This is a genomic window from Pseudomonas sp. PS01270 (assembly GCF_029959775.1).
GTDB classification, from domain to species: domain Bacteria; phylum Pseudomonadota; class Gammaproteobacteria; order Pseudomonadales; family Pseudomonadaceae; genus Aquipseudomonas; species Aquipseudomonas atacamensis.
The window spans coordinates 26,530-41,971 of sequence record NZ_JASCPT010000040.1; the positions used below are offsets into that span (position 1 = coordinate 26,530).

Consider the following 15,442-nt stretch of genomic DNA (forward strand, 5'->3'; position numbering starts at 1 on the left):
ATCTGATTCCGACGGGGTGCGTTCTACGGCACTTCCGATAAAGCACCCTAGCCGACGATACCTAAAGACTATCCGGATCCCCGAAAAACATCTGAATCCGCGACCTCAACCACCGCTCTCCCGGGTCGTTATCCTGCGACCCACGCCAGGCCATGTGCAATTCAAATGTCCGCGTCGGCAGTGGCGGATCCTCAGCACGCAAACCGCCAGCTGCCGTCAGTGCCTCAGCCGTGTAATCCGGCACGGTCGCGACGATATCGGTGCCCGCCAGCAGCGTGCCGAGTCCGTTGAACTGTGGCACCGCCAGCACCACGTGCCGTTTGCGTCCGAGTTTTTCCAGTTCTTCATCGACAAAACCACTGAGGTCGCCAGCGAACGACACCAGTGCGTGCGGTCGGGCGCAGTAGTCGTCGAGGCTCAACGGCCCCGGCACGGTGTCGGCGCGCAGCAGCTTCGGTGCGCTGCGGCGCAGGACCTTGCGCTTGGCGTTGGCCGGCAGGTCGGTGGTGTAGCTGACGCCGATCGAAATCTCGCCGGAGGCGAGCAGGCCCGGCATCAAGATGTAGTTGACCCGCCGCACGACGAGGACGATGCCCGGTGCTTCGGCGCGCAGGCGCTTGAGCAGCATGGGCAGCAGGGCGAATTCGACGTCGTCGGATAATCCAATGCGGAACACCGACGTGCTGGTCGCCGGATCGAAATCGGCGGCGCGACTGACGGCGGTCGAGATCGAATCAAGGGCGGGCGAGAGCAGGGCGAAGATTTCCACCGCGCGGGCGGACGGCTCCATGCTGCGGCCGGTGCGGACAAACAAGGGATCGTCAAACAGGCTGCGCAGACGCGACAGCGCCGCACTGATAGCCGGTTGGCCGAGGAACAATTTTTCCGCGGCCCGAGTCACACTGCGTTCGTGCATCAATGTTTCGAACACGATCAGCAGGTTCAGGTCGACACGACGCAGGTCATTACGATTCATCTGGAGTCCTGGCAGAGTCATCAAACTTGACGAGGGCGACCATATGAGAACAATGGCCGGCATGAATCTTACGGGGAAAGGCTGGTACTCTGCACCGGAAAATTCAGCTTTACTGCGACGGTGGCAGGCCTTTTTTCATGGATTTTGCCAATGCCGCCCTTGATGCGGAATCAATGACAGGCATGTCGACTATTAATAGCCACTGATGGTCTTGGGTCGAAAGCCCAGATAGAGTTCATGGCATTAGAGGTTACTTTGACGAGGTTTGCGATGTCCCGCACGATCCGTTTTCACAAGTTTGGTCCGGCCGAGGTGCTCAAATGCGAAGAGCATGCGGCTGCTCAGCCAGGTCCTGGCGAAGTGCAGGTGCGTGTCGAGGCAATCGGCATCAGTTGGTACGACACTCTGTGGCGCCAGAATCTGGCGTCGTCTCAGGCACGTCTGCCTTCGGGCCTCGGTCATGAAATGGCTGGCGTGGTCACTGCGGTGGGCGCTGATGTCGACGACCTGTCCGTCGGCGACAAAGTGGCCAGTTTTCCAGCGGAAAGCCCGAACGACTATCCGGTTTACGGCGAGTCGATCGTTCTGCCGCGCACCGCGCTGACCCGTTATCCCGATGTGCTCAGCCCGATCGAAGCGAGCGTGCACTACACGCCGCTGCTGATTGCCTACTTCGCTTATGCCGATCTGGCGCGGGTCAAACCGGGTCAATTTGCGCTGGTGACTGACGCCAGCCACTGCGCCGGCCCGTCGTTTGTGCAATTGGGCAAAGCGCTGGGTGTGCGAGTGATCGCCGCGACCAAATCGGCGGAGGAGCGTGAGTACCTGCTGTCCCTCGGTGCGGAGAAGGTCATCGTCACCGAAGAGGAAGATCTGTTGATGCGCATCAACAAGATCACCGACAACCGCGGCGTCGATGTGGTGTTCGATGGTCTTGGCGGCCCGCAGATGTCGTTGCTTGGCGATGTGCTGGCGCCACGCGGCAGTCTGGTGCTGTACGGGCTGCAAGGTGGTAACCAGACCCCGTTCCCGGCGTGTGCGGCGTTTCAGAAGAACATCCAGTTCTTCGTGCATTGCATCGGCAACTTCACCGGCAAGCCGGAGCTGGGCATTGTCCAGGACCACGTCGCTCTGCAGCGTGCTTTGCGTGACATCAACCAGTTGACCGCTGACCGCGTGCTCCTGCCGCTCAAGACTCGTGTATTCGCGTTCAACGAGTTCGTCGAAGCGCATCGCTACATGGACGAATGCCCATGCCGCGAGCGAGTGGCCCTGCAAGTGGAAACCGCGTAAATCCGCTCATCAGAGTCCGTGGCCGTCACGGACTCTTTTCTGTTTAGATCCTCCGCTGTCAGTAAACCCTTCCCGATATCGAAGCATCGACCCTTCAGCAACTGAACTGGTTTTTGCCTTCGATCTGTATCTTCTAATCACACTATAAGCACTGATAATTGAATGATTACTTTCATCTCAAGGAATGAGCTATGGCTGTGCATTCAATTTGTCCAAGGCAATATCAAATGGCTGGCTCGGCTGGCTTCGTCAATTTCTGTTTAATTGCTGTAGGGCGTTTCGGAAGTTGCTTCTCCTTTTCTTGTAATGATTTGTCGTGGGACGTTGTGGGAAGTTTCCTCAGATCATTTTCGAATGGCGAAAGCCCAATGAATACGGGTGGTTGAGCGTGACGCTTGGCATCTGGATGGCTTTATTCAGGTGAAGTGTTTCAAATAACTACAACTTTGTAAGTGTTAGCATTTCAGCGTCTATTACTTATTGATCCAATTGCCGCGCGCCCATTGTCATGTCTGCGCGGCATGAAACTTTTGATACCGGGTAAATACCGATGAGCACGATCCATGATCAGGCAATGAACTATGTCTATCAGCAAGTATTGCAGCGTCTGCTGAGTTTCTTTTCCCGAGCCGAGCGCACGGCATTGCAGTTGTTGATACAGCGCCTGGTGGTGGCCGCTGGCGGCATGGAAAACATCGGGCAATTCAAGGTGCTGGTGCCTCAGTCCGGCCTGCGTGACGGCTGCTACACCCTGGCCTTGCTCCGCGCCGCACAGCTGACCATCGCCGGACGTGCTCCGGCGACCTTCCAGTTGCGCGTGGCTTCCCTGCGCTGGAGTGGCGACAGCCCGCTCGCCCTGCAAAACCTGCATCGCAGCTACAGCGCGCTATTCCTTTATGACGATCCACGGGTCGAGGTGCTGATGGTGGATAACCGCGAAGTGCTGCCGTTCGACCATCGCACGCCTGTGAGCAACGAAGGGCGTGAGGCCAGCCGCGTCAATCTGCTGCTGGTCGGGCACTGTCGCACCTGGCTGGAAACGCCTGAATTATGGGATGACGCCTACCTGGCGACGGCCGGGTACTACAGCCAGATCGCCCGCTGGAACAATGGTGTCGACGCCATGATCAGCACTGAAACCAAAGGCAGTCAGCAGCATTTCCTCGAAGGCCTGAACCGTGCAATGCAGCGAGTGGCAATAGCCGGTCCAGAACTGGTCAATGCCGGATTCGAAGCGCTTTTTCCGCTGCTCGACGGGCTCGGTGATGATTTTTACCGCGAGCTGCGCGCAGATGACGACCGGATAGCGTGGCGCCCGGAAGGTGAGTTCGAAGCCTGTCGGCGCACCAGTTTTATCGACATCAACGACATGATGGTCGGCAAAATCGAGGATCGTTGGCCGCTGCTGGGCGAATTTCTCGGTTATGAGCCTGACGACCTGGCGCTGTACCAGGGCGAAGCGGTATTCGCTGACCCTCTGATCTCGGCGCACGTGCGAGGTTTGTACGCACGCTTCATCGAGGGGCGCGCCTATGAGGCGGGCATCGACGATTACGTCCGGCACACGCTGGCCGACATGCGGCGAAAACAGGTTGCCGAAACCGTCTGCGAGCACTTGCTGGCCAGCTACGACAACGCCGGCGGGCCAGAACAACTGCGGATGCTTGCCGAGGATTACCTCACCAATGGTTTCGGATTGAGCGAAACGCAGCTGGTGTGCCTGCTGTTTGCGCCGTTCATCGACAACGGCAAAGGTCTCGAACGCTTCCTGCGCAACTGTCATCCCGGCATGCTGGTCGCCATGCCTGACCTGCACCGCGCCATGCAAGGCTTGCACGCGCCGGAGCAGGTTTTGAAGTGGATAACGGAAGTGAGCGGGTTGCCGGTCAGATTGGTGATCCGCCTCTATGCAACAGGCCCTGTGCAGATTCATGCGCCCAGGCAATTAGCCTCGGAGAACGCGTCTGAGGATCAGGCGGGTTCGGCCTCGTCATTCGAGCGGTCGACGGAACGCTGACGGTGAGCCGGAGCCTGGGTTGTGAACCGATATCTACGGAAATGAGGGTGTGAAAAGCGCGCGGGACAACGACTTTGTTTATCAGGCAGTTTATCGATATCTGACCACGCTGATTGATGACGCCGGAGGTGGTGCGGCGGTACGCATGCCTTCCTTGCGACAACTGGCGGATCGACTGAATGTCTCCATTTCAACGGTGCAGTACGCCTATTCGCTTCTGGAGAAGGAAGGTCGAGTCTATTCGATAGCCAAGTCAGGGTATTACGCGCAAGCGCTGTTCAGCATGGATGCGCCCGGCAACGGCAATGATCTGCTGGAGACCGTGTACGTCAACGCCAGACGTCCCGGAATGTGTGTGTTGAGCGCCGACGAACCGGCCTCGCTGCAACCGCTGGACAGTCCGTTGTTGACGTTGGAACGTGAGCTTCTGCGCCAATATCCGCGTCAGCTACAGACATTCGTGCAACCTTGCGGAGAGCTGGAATTGCGGGTTGCCCTGGCAGCGCGGTACACGAGTTCGACAGAGCATTTCTGGCATGCCGATGACATCTATATCGGTGCTGATCTGCGCGGGGTCCTGGAGATTCTGATTTCGGTGCTTGAATTGCGTCACGCCAGCGTAATTGTCGAATCACCGTGCGACTGGGTGATATTGCGTCTGCTCGAGTCGTGCGGGGTGCGCGTGATCGAATGGCCATTGCTGGCCGAAGGCGTGCTTGACCTGTCGGTACTGCAATCGCTGCTGGAGAACGAGCCAGTACGTCTGGTTCTTTTGTCTTCAGTGCTGAGCATGCCCCACGGCAAGGGTTTCACCCATGAGCGTCAGCAGGCCGCCGCGCAGTTGCTCAATCAACATGGCGTCTGGGTGCTGGAAAACGACTGCTACAGCGAGCTCGACGAGCGCAATGATTCACAGCGTTTGCGCAGTTGGCTTGATCCTGAGCGTCTGCTGGTGTTTTCCACTTTCGAGAAATTCATCGGCGCTGAAGCGCCATTCGGCTTTGTCCTGTCGCGTCACTGGCGTGAGGCGCTGCAACGCCATTTTCTGCTGCGCGCATTTCGCTTGTCGCCGATCCGCCAAAAGGCGATTGCCCGGTTGTTGAATGGCGGGCGGCTTGATCAGCATTTATCTGTGCTGCGGCGAATGCTGGGTGAGCGGCGAGCCATGTTGATCCAGGTTCTGCACGAACGTTTGGGCGATACGCTGCAGATAGTCGAGCCGCAGGGCGGGGCGACGGTGTGGGTGCGTTCGTTACGGCCGGTCGACATGGCGAATGTGTTCCGTCGCCTGCTCAAGCAACAGATCATCGTGGCCCCCGGCGAGCTGTTCAGCCTGCAAGGTCTGCATGCGGATCATCTGCGGATAAGCGCGTTGCACCACGGCGAGCGGGATCTGCCGAGTGTCATCGGCTTGCTCGGCGATGCCTTGCGCCTGTCGCCCGGCCAATAACGTTAAAAAACATCGGGCGAGTTTCGGATACATCCCGTCGCACAGTGGTCAAACTGCCAGTAAACTGCGCTGCATTTCCTGAACCACTCCGATTTCAGAGGTTTTTGCATGACACTCAGTCCTTTTGCGGGCAAACCGGCACCGGCAGAACTGTTGGTCGACATCCCGCGACTGGTTACGGCCTATTACACCGGCCAGCCTGATGCATCGATTTCTACCCAGCGAGTGGCGTTCGGCACGTCCGGCCACCGCGGCAGTTCGTTCGATTTAAGTTTCAACGAATGGCACGTTCTGGCCATCAGCCAGGCGATCTGCCTGTATCGCGAAGCCCAGGGCATCACCGGCCCGCTGTTCGTCGGCATCGACACCCATGCATTGTCGACCCCGGCCGGCGCCAGCGCGCTGGAAGTCCTCGCCGCCAACGGCGTCACCGTGATGATCGCCGAAGGCGATGAGTACACGCCGACCCCGGCAGTTTCCCACGCCATTCTCTGCTACAACCGCGGCCGTACCTCTGGCCTGGCGGACGGTATCGTCATCACGCCGTCGCACAACCCGCCACAAAGCGGTGGCTACAAATACAACCCAACCAACGGTGGCCCGGCCGATACCCACATCACCAAGTGGATCGAAGCCAAGGCCAACGAGCTGCTGGCGAACAAACTGGCCGGGGTCAAACGCATCAGCTACGAGCAAGCGCTCAAGGCCAGCACGACCCATCGTCACGATTACTTGAACACCTATGTCGCCGACCTGATCAACGTCATCGACTTCGATGCCATCCGCGATGCCAAGCTGCGTCTGGGTGTCGATCCGTTGGGCGGAGCAGGGGTGCGCTACTGGTCGGCCATCGCCGAACACTACCGTCTTGACCTGGAAGTGGTGAATAAACAGGTCGATTCAACGTTCCGTTTCATGACCGTCGACTGGGACGGCCAAATCCGTATGGACCCATCGTCCAGCCACGCGATGCAGGGCCTGATTGGTCTGAAAGAGCGCTTCGACGTGGCATTCGCCTGCGATCCGGACCACGACCGCCACGGTATCGTCACGCCGTCCGGTGGTTTGCTCGCGCCGAACAACTATCTGGCGGTATCCATCGACTACCTGTTCCAGAACCGTCCGCAATGGCGCGCCGATGCCGCTGTCGGCAAAACCGTGGTCAGCAGCGGTTTGATCGACCGCGTGGCCAAGCGCCTGGGCCGTCGCCTGTACGAAGTGCCGGTCGGTTTCAAATGGTTCGCCGATGGCCTGTTTGATGGCTCGCTGGGTTTTGGCGGTGAAGAAAGTGCTGGCGCGTCTTTCCTGCGCAAGGATGGCGGCGTATGGAGCACTGACAAGGATGGCCTGATTCCAGCCTTGCTCGCCGCCGAAATGACCGCGCGCACCGGGCGCGATCCAAGCCAGGCCTACCGTGCGCTGACCGACGAACTGGGCGAACCGTTCTCGGTGCGTGTCGACGCCAAAGCCAACCCGGAGCAGAAGGCGCTGCTGAGCAAGCTGGCGCCGGAACAGGTCACCTCGACCGAGCTAGCGGGTGAGAGGATCAAGAGCATCCTCAGCCATGCACCGGGCAACGATCAGGCCATTGGTGGTCTGAAAGTCATGACCGAGAACGGCTGGTTCGCCGCGCGTCCTTCGGGCACTGAAGACATCTACAAGATCTACGCCGAGAGCTTCCTCGGCGACGACCACCTCAAGCAACTGGTGGCCGAGGCGCAAACCTTGGTGGATGGCGCTATTTCCACTAAGTGATGCGCACATGAAAAAGGGCAACCGTAATGGTTGCCCTTTTTTATTGCCTGCAGATCAAGCCAGGTCGACCAGTACGATTTCGCTGTCCTCGATCGCCGTGACCGTCAGCACTTGCTCGTGGGCCACCGCCACGCCGTCCCGCGCCTGCGCGCGCAGCCCGTTGACCTCGATCACGCCAGTGGCCGGAACCAGATAGGCGCGACGCCCTTCGTCGAGCCGGTATTCGGCTGTTTCACCAGCCTTGATGTTCGCCGCCACCAGACGTGCATTGGCGCGAATGTGCAGGCTCTCATCGTCGCCGTCCTTGCCGCTGGCCAGCGTCACAAAACCTTCGCGCTCGCCTTTGGGAAACGGCTTGGCGCCCCACGACGGCGGCGAACCGGTTTCAGTCGGCAGAATCCAGATCTGGAAGATCTTGGTTTCCTTGTCCTCCAGGTTGTACTCGCTGTGAGCGATGCCGGTGCCGGCGCTCATCACTTGTACGTCGCCGGCTTCGGTGCGGCCCTTGTTGCCCAGATTGTCCTGATGCGTGATGGCACCTTCTCGGACGTAAGTGATGATTTCCATGTCGCGGTGCGGATGCTGCGGGAAACCGGTACCTGCGGCAATGATGTCGTCGTTCCACACGCGCAAGTTGCCCCAGCTCATCCGCTGCGGATCGTAGTATTCGGCAAAGGAAAAGTGGTGATGCGCGTCCAGCCAGCCATGATGGGCGCCGCCCAGCGAGCTGAAGGGTCTGAGTTCAAGCATGATCGTCTCCTAATAAGGGTCGTCAGGGGGCGGGCCCCGTGGGTGATGACGACGATCATCTATCAGGCAATCATCGATAAAAAGCGCAAAAACTGCCGCATCATGATCAGGTTATTTGATGGGAATGCGCCTCGAAATCGTCTCATCCGACTTTCAATTCGTCGCCTAAACCGATGACCTGTAAGCATTTCGCTAGAACTGGACGGCAAATCCAGACACCATAGCCGCCACAGCCTCACACCCTGGAGTCCGTCAGCGTGGCGCAACACATTCCCGATCTTCCCCCTGAACTTCGTCCACTGGCCGAGATGCCCTGGTTCAAACGTCTGGCCGCGCGATTCTTTGGTCACGGGTTGACCAAGCTGCGCGCCCAGCACCGGGCGTCGTGGCTGCACGGGCAAGCCGACGGATTTCGCAGTGGCCACACCGCTGGCGTCGAATACGGTTTCAAGGAGGGCAAGCTTGAGGGTTTGGAGGAAGGCCGCCAGGTGCTGTTGATTCGCGACAGCCGCAACACCGAACATCGGCCGCCCAGCGTCGATAACCACCTGTTCGATGACTGGCGCCTGCCGCTGACGGCGGAACTGAAGAAGCGCATCAAGGCTGACGTTGCCCGTTTGCTTCCGGCCCACGCCCAGCCCAGCGCCGCACAGTGGAAGATGATTTTCAGCGATACGCCGTCCACCTCGGTGGTGGCCGGTGCCGGCGCCGGCAAATCGACCACGCTGGTGCTGCGCATTCTCTTGCTCAGCCATTATCTGGGTTTTGAGCTGGATTCGATGACCGTGGTGACCTTCACCCGCGAATCGCGCAAGGACTTCATCAACAAACTGATCGAAATCTTCACGCTGTGGGGGCAGCCGCTGAACCTCAAGCAGGCCCGCGAGCTGGTCAGAACCTTCCACTCACGCATCCTGCCGATGGTGCGCAGCCTGCCGGGTTTCGAGCGTTTGCAGGCCTTCGAGAACCTCAGCGATCGCCCGCAAAGCGGCGCGGAGGAGGTCGACAGCAATCCGTTTGACCTGCGCATCAATGACGCGCAGCGCCAGCAACTTAATGCTTGTTATCACCGCCTGTTCAACGACGACGAGCGTTTCCGCCAGTTGATCCAGCCGCTGTCCCGTGCCGGATTACAGTTGAAGGAACTGGAGCGCGATCATCCTGATGTGCAGAAACGCATGGCGGTCACCGAACTGGCGGCCAAGCGCGATGAAGAGCTCTGCGATGTGATTGAAGATTTATGGTTTCGTGCAGGGGCGTGGCCCATTAAAGGCATCGAGCCGAATCGGCAGGCCTTCGAAATCAATGGCTCGAAGTTCCACGCTCATGGCTATATTCCCAGCCTAGATGCCTGGGTGGTGCTCGGCTTTGATGCGAGGGAAAACGCCCAGCTGACCCGACCCAACGCCAAGCTGAGTGTCCGTGCAGAGTGGGCGGTCAAACGCACCCTGTTTCAAGCTTTCTGCCGTAAGCCATTGATCTGGCTGGATAGTTACGAGTCATCCAGGCGCGTTCTTGCGACGTTGGCCGGAGATGCCAGCGCCGGTCCCGGCTTCGATTACAAGGTCAAAGGCGAGCTGGCATCGGCGCCATTGCTGGATTGTTTTGTCGCCGCAGCAGGCTTTATCGAAAACCTCGGCCTGGATGTACCAGACGCGGCCAGTCGGATGAGCTTCGCCAAGGACGACCCTGATCGTTTTTTCTTTGAAGCCCTGAGCCTGTTCTGGCGCGCATTTGAAGATCATCTGCTGGATCAGAAACCGCCAGTGATGACCTACAACCGCATGTTCGCGCTGTTCAGCGAGCACTCGCCGGAAAACCTCAAGCTGCTCAGCGATGAGTTGCTGCGGCCTATGGCGCATTTGATGATCGATGAGTTCCAGGACGTATCGCCGCAGATCGTTTCGTGGATTCGTGCCAGCCTCAATGAAATCCGCAGCCGTGGCCCGGCCATGCACGTTGGGCGAGGGGCGCAGCGTTCGTCGCTATTGTGTGTTGGCGATGACTGGCAGTCGATTTACGGTTGGCGCGGCAGCTCACCGAGCTACTTCATGGAGTTCAACAAGGAATTTCCTTCACCGAGCACCACAAGAGTGATGCTCAGTGACAACTATCGCAGCCATCAGCACATCATCGACGCCGCCGAACACATCGTCCGTGTAGCGCCGGCAATCGCAGGCAAGAAGGCCAAGGCCAGTGGTGAGCCCAAGCCGCTTCACCCGGTCAATGTGCTTGAGCGGGATGATAAAGCATTGGGTCAGCGCTTGGCCGAGCATTATCGGCGCGGCGATTCAATCTTGATGCTTTATCGAAAAAGCAGCGATAAGTTATTGATAGAGCAGCATATTCAGCCTGTACTTAATGTAGATTCGAGCTTGCCCTATGACGCGCGGCGGCTGAAGCAACTGACCTATCACAGCGCCAAAGGCTTGCAGGCTGACGCAGTATTTCTGCTGGGTGATTGCCAGCATCTGACCAGTTCTCCGTACAAGAATCAGGTCTATCGCATGGCGGGATTGGGCAAAAGTGGCGACAGCGAGCCGTACGACACTGCGCAAAAGGACGAAATCCTGCGCCTTGCCTACGTCGGTATCACGCGCGCCGTCAGTCATTGCTACTGGTATGTCGAACCGCAGGAAACCCAAGCGGTAAACATGCCGAGGGCGTCGGATCAAGTCGCCAAGGGCAAGCCGTTCTTCGTCGACCATCGACGCGAAAAGGCCAGCGCCTGACCCATAAAAAGCCCGCATCACTGCGGGCTTTTTGTTTTAAATCAGGTGGTTATGCGTAGTTCTTGAGAGATTCCGGAGGAGTGAAGGCTTCCAGCTCATCCTCGATGGCTTCGATCATGCGCTCGACATCCGCCGCGTTCATCACCGTTGCGCAGGGAATGCCAGCGATGGCGATCATGGTTTCGCCGCTGGCCCGATCGAAAAGACGGGCGATCATGCTGCCCGGCGCATCCATCGTCGCTTCGAAACCCATGGGATGAAAATGCCAGCGCATCAGCTGGCAAGCGTTTGGAAAGGTGACTTTGCTGAACCCTTTATTCATGGTGTTGCCCGCCTGCTTCATCGAGCGCTTCCTTTTGCTCATGTTAGGTGGGAAGAGCCTTCATTGGCTCAACCAGTGCTTGAGCTTTAAAAGTAGCATCCGTGTGTGAAAAAACTGTGAGTTTTTTCAGTCCGTTTAGCGATTGATTCGCATTTTTTGATGTAAGTCACTGGCTCATCGATTATCGCCAAAACGCCACCATGGATTTTTCATTGAAGCGGCAGAGGAAGTTGGGCAAGCTCGGTTCTTTTTCGCCGAGCCGCTTATGCACGCTGATGAAGACGGCCCCGAACAGACCCAGGCCACGGCCGCCACGGTCATGCGCTATCACCTGAGCTGGAAACACCGGGATCTGGACAGCGTCATGGCGCTTTATCACGCCGAGATCCAGTACAACGATTTCTTTCAGAACCGGGTGCTCGGTCTGGATGAGTTACGCGAATACGTGCGCGTGAGCATGCCGCGAGAATCCGACGAACTGCTCGAACATTGCGACCGAATCCGGGTGGATGGCAACACCGCATTCATTCAATACGAGGTGACCTTGCGCGGCGGCGACGGCCTGGTGTCGTTTCGTTCCAGCGAAGCGATCACGGTCAAGGACGGCTTGATCTGGCGCGTCAACGAGTATGCCTCGCTGGTGCGTACTCAAGCCGACGGTAGCTCCGCGCCAAGCCGTCCGGCGGTCAGCAGGCTAGGTCTGTCACCGCGGCAACTGAGCTTCATGGCCGAAGACCTGCAACAGTATTTCGAAAAGCAGCAGCCCTATCTGGACCCTGAGCTTGACCTGCAACGCGTGGCGAAGGAGTGCGGGTACAGCCGCAATCAGATTTCCTATCTGCTTAATCAGGTGCTCGGGCAAAGCTTTTATCGCTACGTCAATCAGGCGCGCCTGCAGCATTTGCTGCGTGCGCTGGACAGCGCCACGCCGCCGTTGCGCGTCGACGAGCTGGCGTTCGCCGCCGGTTTCAATTCGCTGTCAGCGTTCTACAAATGCTTTCGCGAACACACCGGCCAGTCGCCCAAGGCCTACGCCAAACAAATTTCTCTGCGGGCACGCGCGCAAGACATCCACTGAAGGCAGCCACTAGGATCGACGCCATCGAAAGTTTTCAGTGGCGGAGTCTGGCATGTCGGCGTGGCGCACGATCAGTTTGTGGATGGATCAGCTCGATGAGCCGCTATTGGCGCGGCCCGCGTTGGAGCGTGACCTGGATGTCGACGTGGCGATCATCGGCGCCGGTTACACCGGACTGTGGACGGCGTACTACCTGAAAAAACAGGCGCCCGGCCTGGATATCGCCATCGTCGAGGCGCAAACCGCCGGGTTCGGTGCATCCGGACGCAATGGCGGCTGGCTGATGGGTAATTTGCTGGGCGAGGATCGTTTGTTCGCAGGCTTATCGCCGCAGCAGCGCAGGGCGTCGTTCGATCTGCTGCACAGCATCCCCGATGAAGTGGAGATCGTCCTCGAACGCGAAGGCATCGACTGCGATTACCGTAAGGGCGGGGTGCTTTATTGTGCGGCGCGCTACCCAGAGCAGGAAACCGTTCTGCGCGATTACCTGAGCAAGCTGCACGCCCAAGGCCTTACCGATAACGACTACCGCTGGCTCAGTCCCGAGCAGCTGGCCCGGCAGATCCGCGTGGCCAAGCCCTACGGCGGCATCTTCGCCCCCCATGTCGCGACCATTAACCCGGCGAAACTGGTCCGTGGTCTGGCGCGGACCGTGCAGAACATGGGCGTGAAAATCTACGAAAACAGCCCGGTCACCCACTGGCAACCCGGCAGTCTGCGTACCGCCAAGGCCAGCGTGCGCAGCCGTTGGATCGTCCCGGCGGTGGAAGGTTATTCGGTGACCTTGCCGCCACTTGGCCGTTATCAATTGCCGGTGCAAAGCCTGATTGTCGCCACCGAGCCGCTGTCCGCTGCGACCTGGGACGAAATCGGCCTCAATCGCGGCCAGGCCTTCAGTGAATTCAGCCGTCAGGTCACCTATGGCCAGCGCAGTGCCGACAATCGTCTGATCTTCGGCGCCCGTGGCGGTTATCAGTTCGCCGGCAAGCTGCGCCATGACTTCAACCTCACCCGCGATGAGGTCGAACTGCGCCGCTATCTGTTCGGCGAACTGTTCCCGCAGCTGAAAAATGTGCAGATCACCCACGCCTGGGGCGGCAACCTTGGCATGTCGCGGCATTTCAAGCCGCACATGCTCTGCGACCGCGCCAACGGCATCGCGTTGTCTGGCGGTTATGGCGGCGAGGGCGTCGGTGCCAGCAATCTCGGCGGCCGGACGCTGGCCGATCTGATTCTTGAGCGCGACAGCGAGCTGACCCAACAACCGTGGGTCCTGCCCGACGGTGGCATTCATGCGCTGCGTGCCTGGGAGCCAGAGCCATGCCGCTGGCTCGGCTACAACGCGATCATCAAAAGTTTCGTGCACGAAGACCAGACCCTGGCCAATCCCGCGACCGCGCCCTGGCGGCGCAAGCTCGCCAGCCGGGTTGCCGGGTTCATGGAAGGTTTCATGCACTGAACGTCGTTTCCCTCAATAAACAGGTCACGCCATGAGCATCACCCAATTCAAGAACACCGCCACGCTCGAGCTCGAAGAATCCAACCCGGTCGCCGTGCCCCTCGGCGAACCCGTCGCAATTGCCTCGACCACCAGTGTCGAGCGCGACGACGGTGTCGAAACCGGCGTCTGGGAATGCACCCCGGGCCGCTGGCGGCGGCAGATCACCGCGCAGGAGTTCTGCCATTTCATTTCCGGGCGCTGCACCTTCACCCCCGACGGTGGCGGCGAAACCCTGCACATACAAGGCGGCGACGCACTGATGTTGCCTGCCAACACGCTCGGGATCTGGGATATCCAGGAAACCGTGCGCAAGAGCTACGTGCTGATTTTCTGATTGTTTGATCCTTTGATTGCCTGCCAACAAAAAAAGCCCATACAGGAATCGCCCCATGATCCAGAAAACCCTCGCATTGGCGCCGCTGTTGCTGGCCGCTTCCGTCAGTCACGCGGCCGAGACGGTCAAGGTCTACAACTGGTCCGACTACATCGCCCCGGACACCACGAAGAATTTCCAGAAAGACACGGGCATCGGCGTCACCTACGACGTTTACGACAGCAACGAAACCCTCGACGGCAAGCTGATGACCGGCAAATCCGGTTACGACGTGGTTTTTCCGTCGAACCACTTCATGGCGCGGCAGATTCAGGGTGGGGCGCTGAAGAAACTCGACAAGAGTCAGTTGCCGAACTGGAAGAATCTCAACCCGGCGCTGCTCAAGGCCTTGCAGGCCAATGACCCGAACAACGAGCACGGCTTCCCGTATCTTTGGGGCAGCACCGGTATCGGCTACAACATTGCCAAGGTCAAAGCGGTGCTGGGCGACAACGCGCCGGTGGATTCCTGGGATCTGATCTTCAAGCCCGAATACATGGAAAAACTGCAGAAGTGCGGCGTGGCGATCCTCGACAACGGCCCGGAACTGCTCCCGGCGGCGCTCAACTATCTGGGCCTGCCGCACCACAGCAAAAATCCCGAAGACTACAAAAAAGCCGAATCCCTGTTGATGAAAGTGCGGCCCTACGTCAGCTACTTCCATTCCTCCAAGTACACCAGTGATTTGGCCAATGGCGACATCTGCGTAGCGGTCGGCTTTTCCGGCGACATCCTGCAAGCGGAGAACCGCGCCAAGGAAGCCAAGAACGGCGTCGAGATCGGTTATGCGATTCCCAAGGAGGGCGCGGCGATCTGGTTCGACATGGTCGCCATGCCCGTCGACGCACCGGACGAAAAGGCCGGCTACGCCTTCATGAACTACCTGCTGCGCCCCGATGTCATGGCCGGCATCACCAATTACGTGCATTACGCCAATGGCAACGAACAGGCGGACACGCTCATCGATCCGGCGATCAAGAACGACACCAAGGTTTACCCGAGTGCGGAAATGATGGGCAAGCTGTTCGCGCTGGAAGCGATGCCGCTGAATATCGACCGGATCCGGACGCGGGTTTGGAACAAGATTCGTACCGGCAGCTGAGTTTTTTCAGGCCAACGTACAAGACCCCTGTGGGAGCGAGCCTGCTCGCGAAGCGGTTTGACATTCGACACTTATGTTGACTGGCTTGGCGTC

The 15,442-nt window shown here is 58.8% G+C and carries 12 protein-coding genes; 9 read left to right on the forward strand and 3 right to left on the reverse strand.

Going from position 1 to position 15,442, the window contains the following annotated elements:
• Positions 1–61: 61 nt before the first annotated feature.
• The gene (locus tag QMX86_RS13730) at positions 62–976 is read right to left on the reverse strand and encodes a LysR family transcriptional regulator (protein WP_016774850.1); all 915 of its coding nucleotides are present in this window, start codon (positions 974–976) and stop codon (positions 62–64) included.
• A gap of 270 nt (positions 977–1,246) precedes the next feature.
• Between QMX86_RS13730 and QMX86_RS13735 the strand changes: the two genes are divergently transcribed.
• The 4 genes from QMX86_RS13735 to pgm all read left to right on the forward strand — a co-directional run bounded on the left by QMX86_RS13735 (position 1,247) and on the right by pgm (position 7,491).
• Complete coding sequence (locus QMX86_RS13735; RefSeq protein ID WP_016774849.1) at positions 1,247–2,269, forward strand: zinc-dependent alcohol dehydrogenase family protein; 1,023 nt, start codon at positions 1,247–1,249, stop codon at positions 2,267–2,269.
• A 550-nt stretch (positions 2,270–2,819) separates the two neighbouring features.
• Positions 2,820–4,286, forward strand: coding sequence for a hypothetical protein (locus tag QMX86_RS13740; protein WP_282383783.1), 1,467 nt, complete (start codon positions 2,820–2,822; stop codon positions 4,284–4,286).
• Positions 4,287–4,335: 49 nt separating this feature from the next.
• Positions 4,336–5,736 (forward strand): PLP-dependent aminotransferase family protein, encoded by a 1,401-nt coding sequence (locus QMX86_RS13745; protein WP_151552606.1) that lies wholly within the window; start codon positions 4,336–4,338, stop codon positions 5,734–5,736.
• Positions 5,737–5,844: 108 nt separating this feature from the next.
• The gene (gene pgm, locus QMX86_RS13750) at positions 5,845–7,491 is read left to right on the forward strand and encodes a phosphoglucomutase (alpha-D-glucose-1,6-bisphosphate-dependent) (protein WP_280035394.1); all 1,647 of its coding nucleotides are present in this window, start codon (positions 5,845–5,847) and stop codon (positions 7,489–7,491) included.
• A 54-nt stretch (positions 7,492–7,545) separates the two neighbouring features.
• Here pgm and QMX86_RS13755 read toward each other — a convergent pair whose 3' ends face one another.
• Positions 7,546–8,241 (reverse strand): pirin family protein, encoded by a 696-nt coding sequence (locus QMX86_RS13755; protein ID WP_071172543.1) that lies wholly within the window; start codon positions 8,239–8,241, stop codon positions 7,546–7,548.
• Between the two features lie 257 nt (positions 8,242–8,498).
• Between QMX86_RS13755 and QMX86_RS13760 the strand changes: the two genes are divergently transcribed.
• Positions 8,499–10,973 carry a UvrD-helicase domain-containing protein gene (locus tag QMX86_RS13760; protein ID WP_282383799.1) on the forward strand — a complete coding sequence of 825 codons (2,475 nt, stop codon included), beginning with the start codon at positions 8,499–8,501 and terminating at the stop codon, positions 10,971–10,973.
• 49 nt (positions 10,974–11,022) lie between these two features.
• Here the strand turns inward: QMX86_RS13760 and QMX86_RS13765 are convergent, their stop codons facing one another.
• Positions 11,023–11,295: a DUF1652 domain-containing protein gene (locus tag QMX86_RS13765; protein WP_038862172.1), complete on the reverse strand. Its 273-nt coding sequence runs from the start codon at positions 11,293–11,295 to the stop codon at positions 11,023–11,025.
• A gap of 265 nt (positions 11,296–11,560) precedes the next feature.
• On the opposite strand from QMX86_RS13765, the gene QMX86_RS13770 reads away from it, so the two are divergent.
• Genes QMX86_RS13770 through QMX86_RS13785 form a run of 4 tightly spaced genes read left to right on the forward strand, consistent with a single transcriptional unit; the run spans position 11,561 to position 15,349 of the window.
• Positions 11,561–12,373 carry a nuclear transport factor 2 family protein gene (locus QMX86_RS13770; protein WP_282383801.1) on the forward strand — a complete coding sequence of 271 codons (813 nt, stop codon included), beginning with the start codon at positions 11,561–11,563 and terminating at the stop codon, positions 12,371–12,373.
• A 52-nt stretch (positions 12,374–12,425) separates the two neighbouring features.
• Positions 12,426–13,832 carry an FAD-dependent oxidoreductase gene (locus tag QMX86_RS13775; RefSeq protein WP_282383803.1) on the forward strand — a complete coding sequence of 469 codons (1,407 nt, stop codon included), beginning with the start codon at positions 12,426–12,428 and terminating at the stop codon, positions 13,830–13,832.
• A 31-nt stretch (positions 13,833–13,863) separates the two neighbouring features.
• A complete protein-coding gene (locus tag QMX86_RS13780) occupies positions 13,864–14,208 on the forward strand; it encodes a cupin domain-containing protein (RefSeq protein ID WP_024013066.1) in 345 nt (114 codons plus the stop codon).
• 55 nt (positions 14,209–14,263) lie between these two features.
• On the forward strand, positions 14,264–15,349 hold the full coding sequence (locus QMX86_RS13785; protein ID WP_282383808.1) for a polyamine ABC transporter substrate-binding protein: 1,086 nt from the start codon (positions 14,264–14,266) through the stop codon (positions 15,347–15,349).
• Positions 15,350–15,442 lie beyond the last annotated feature (93 nt).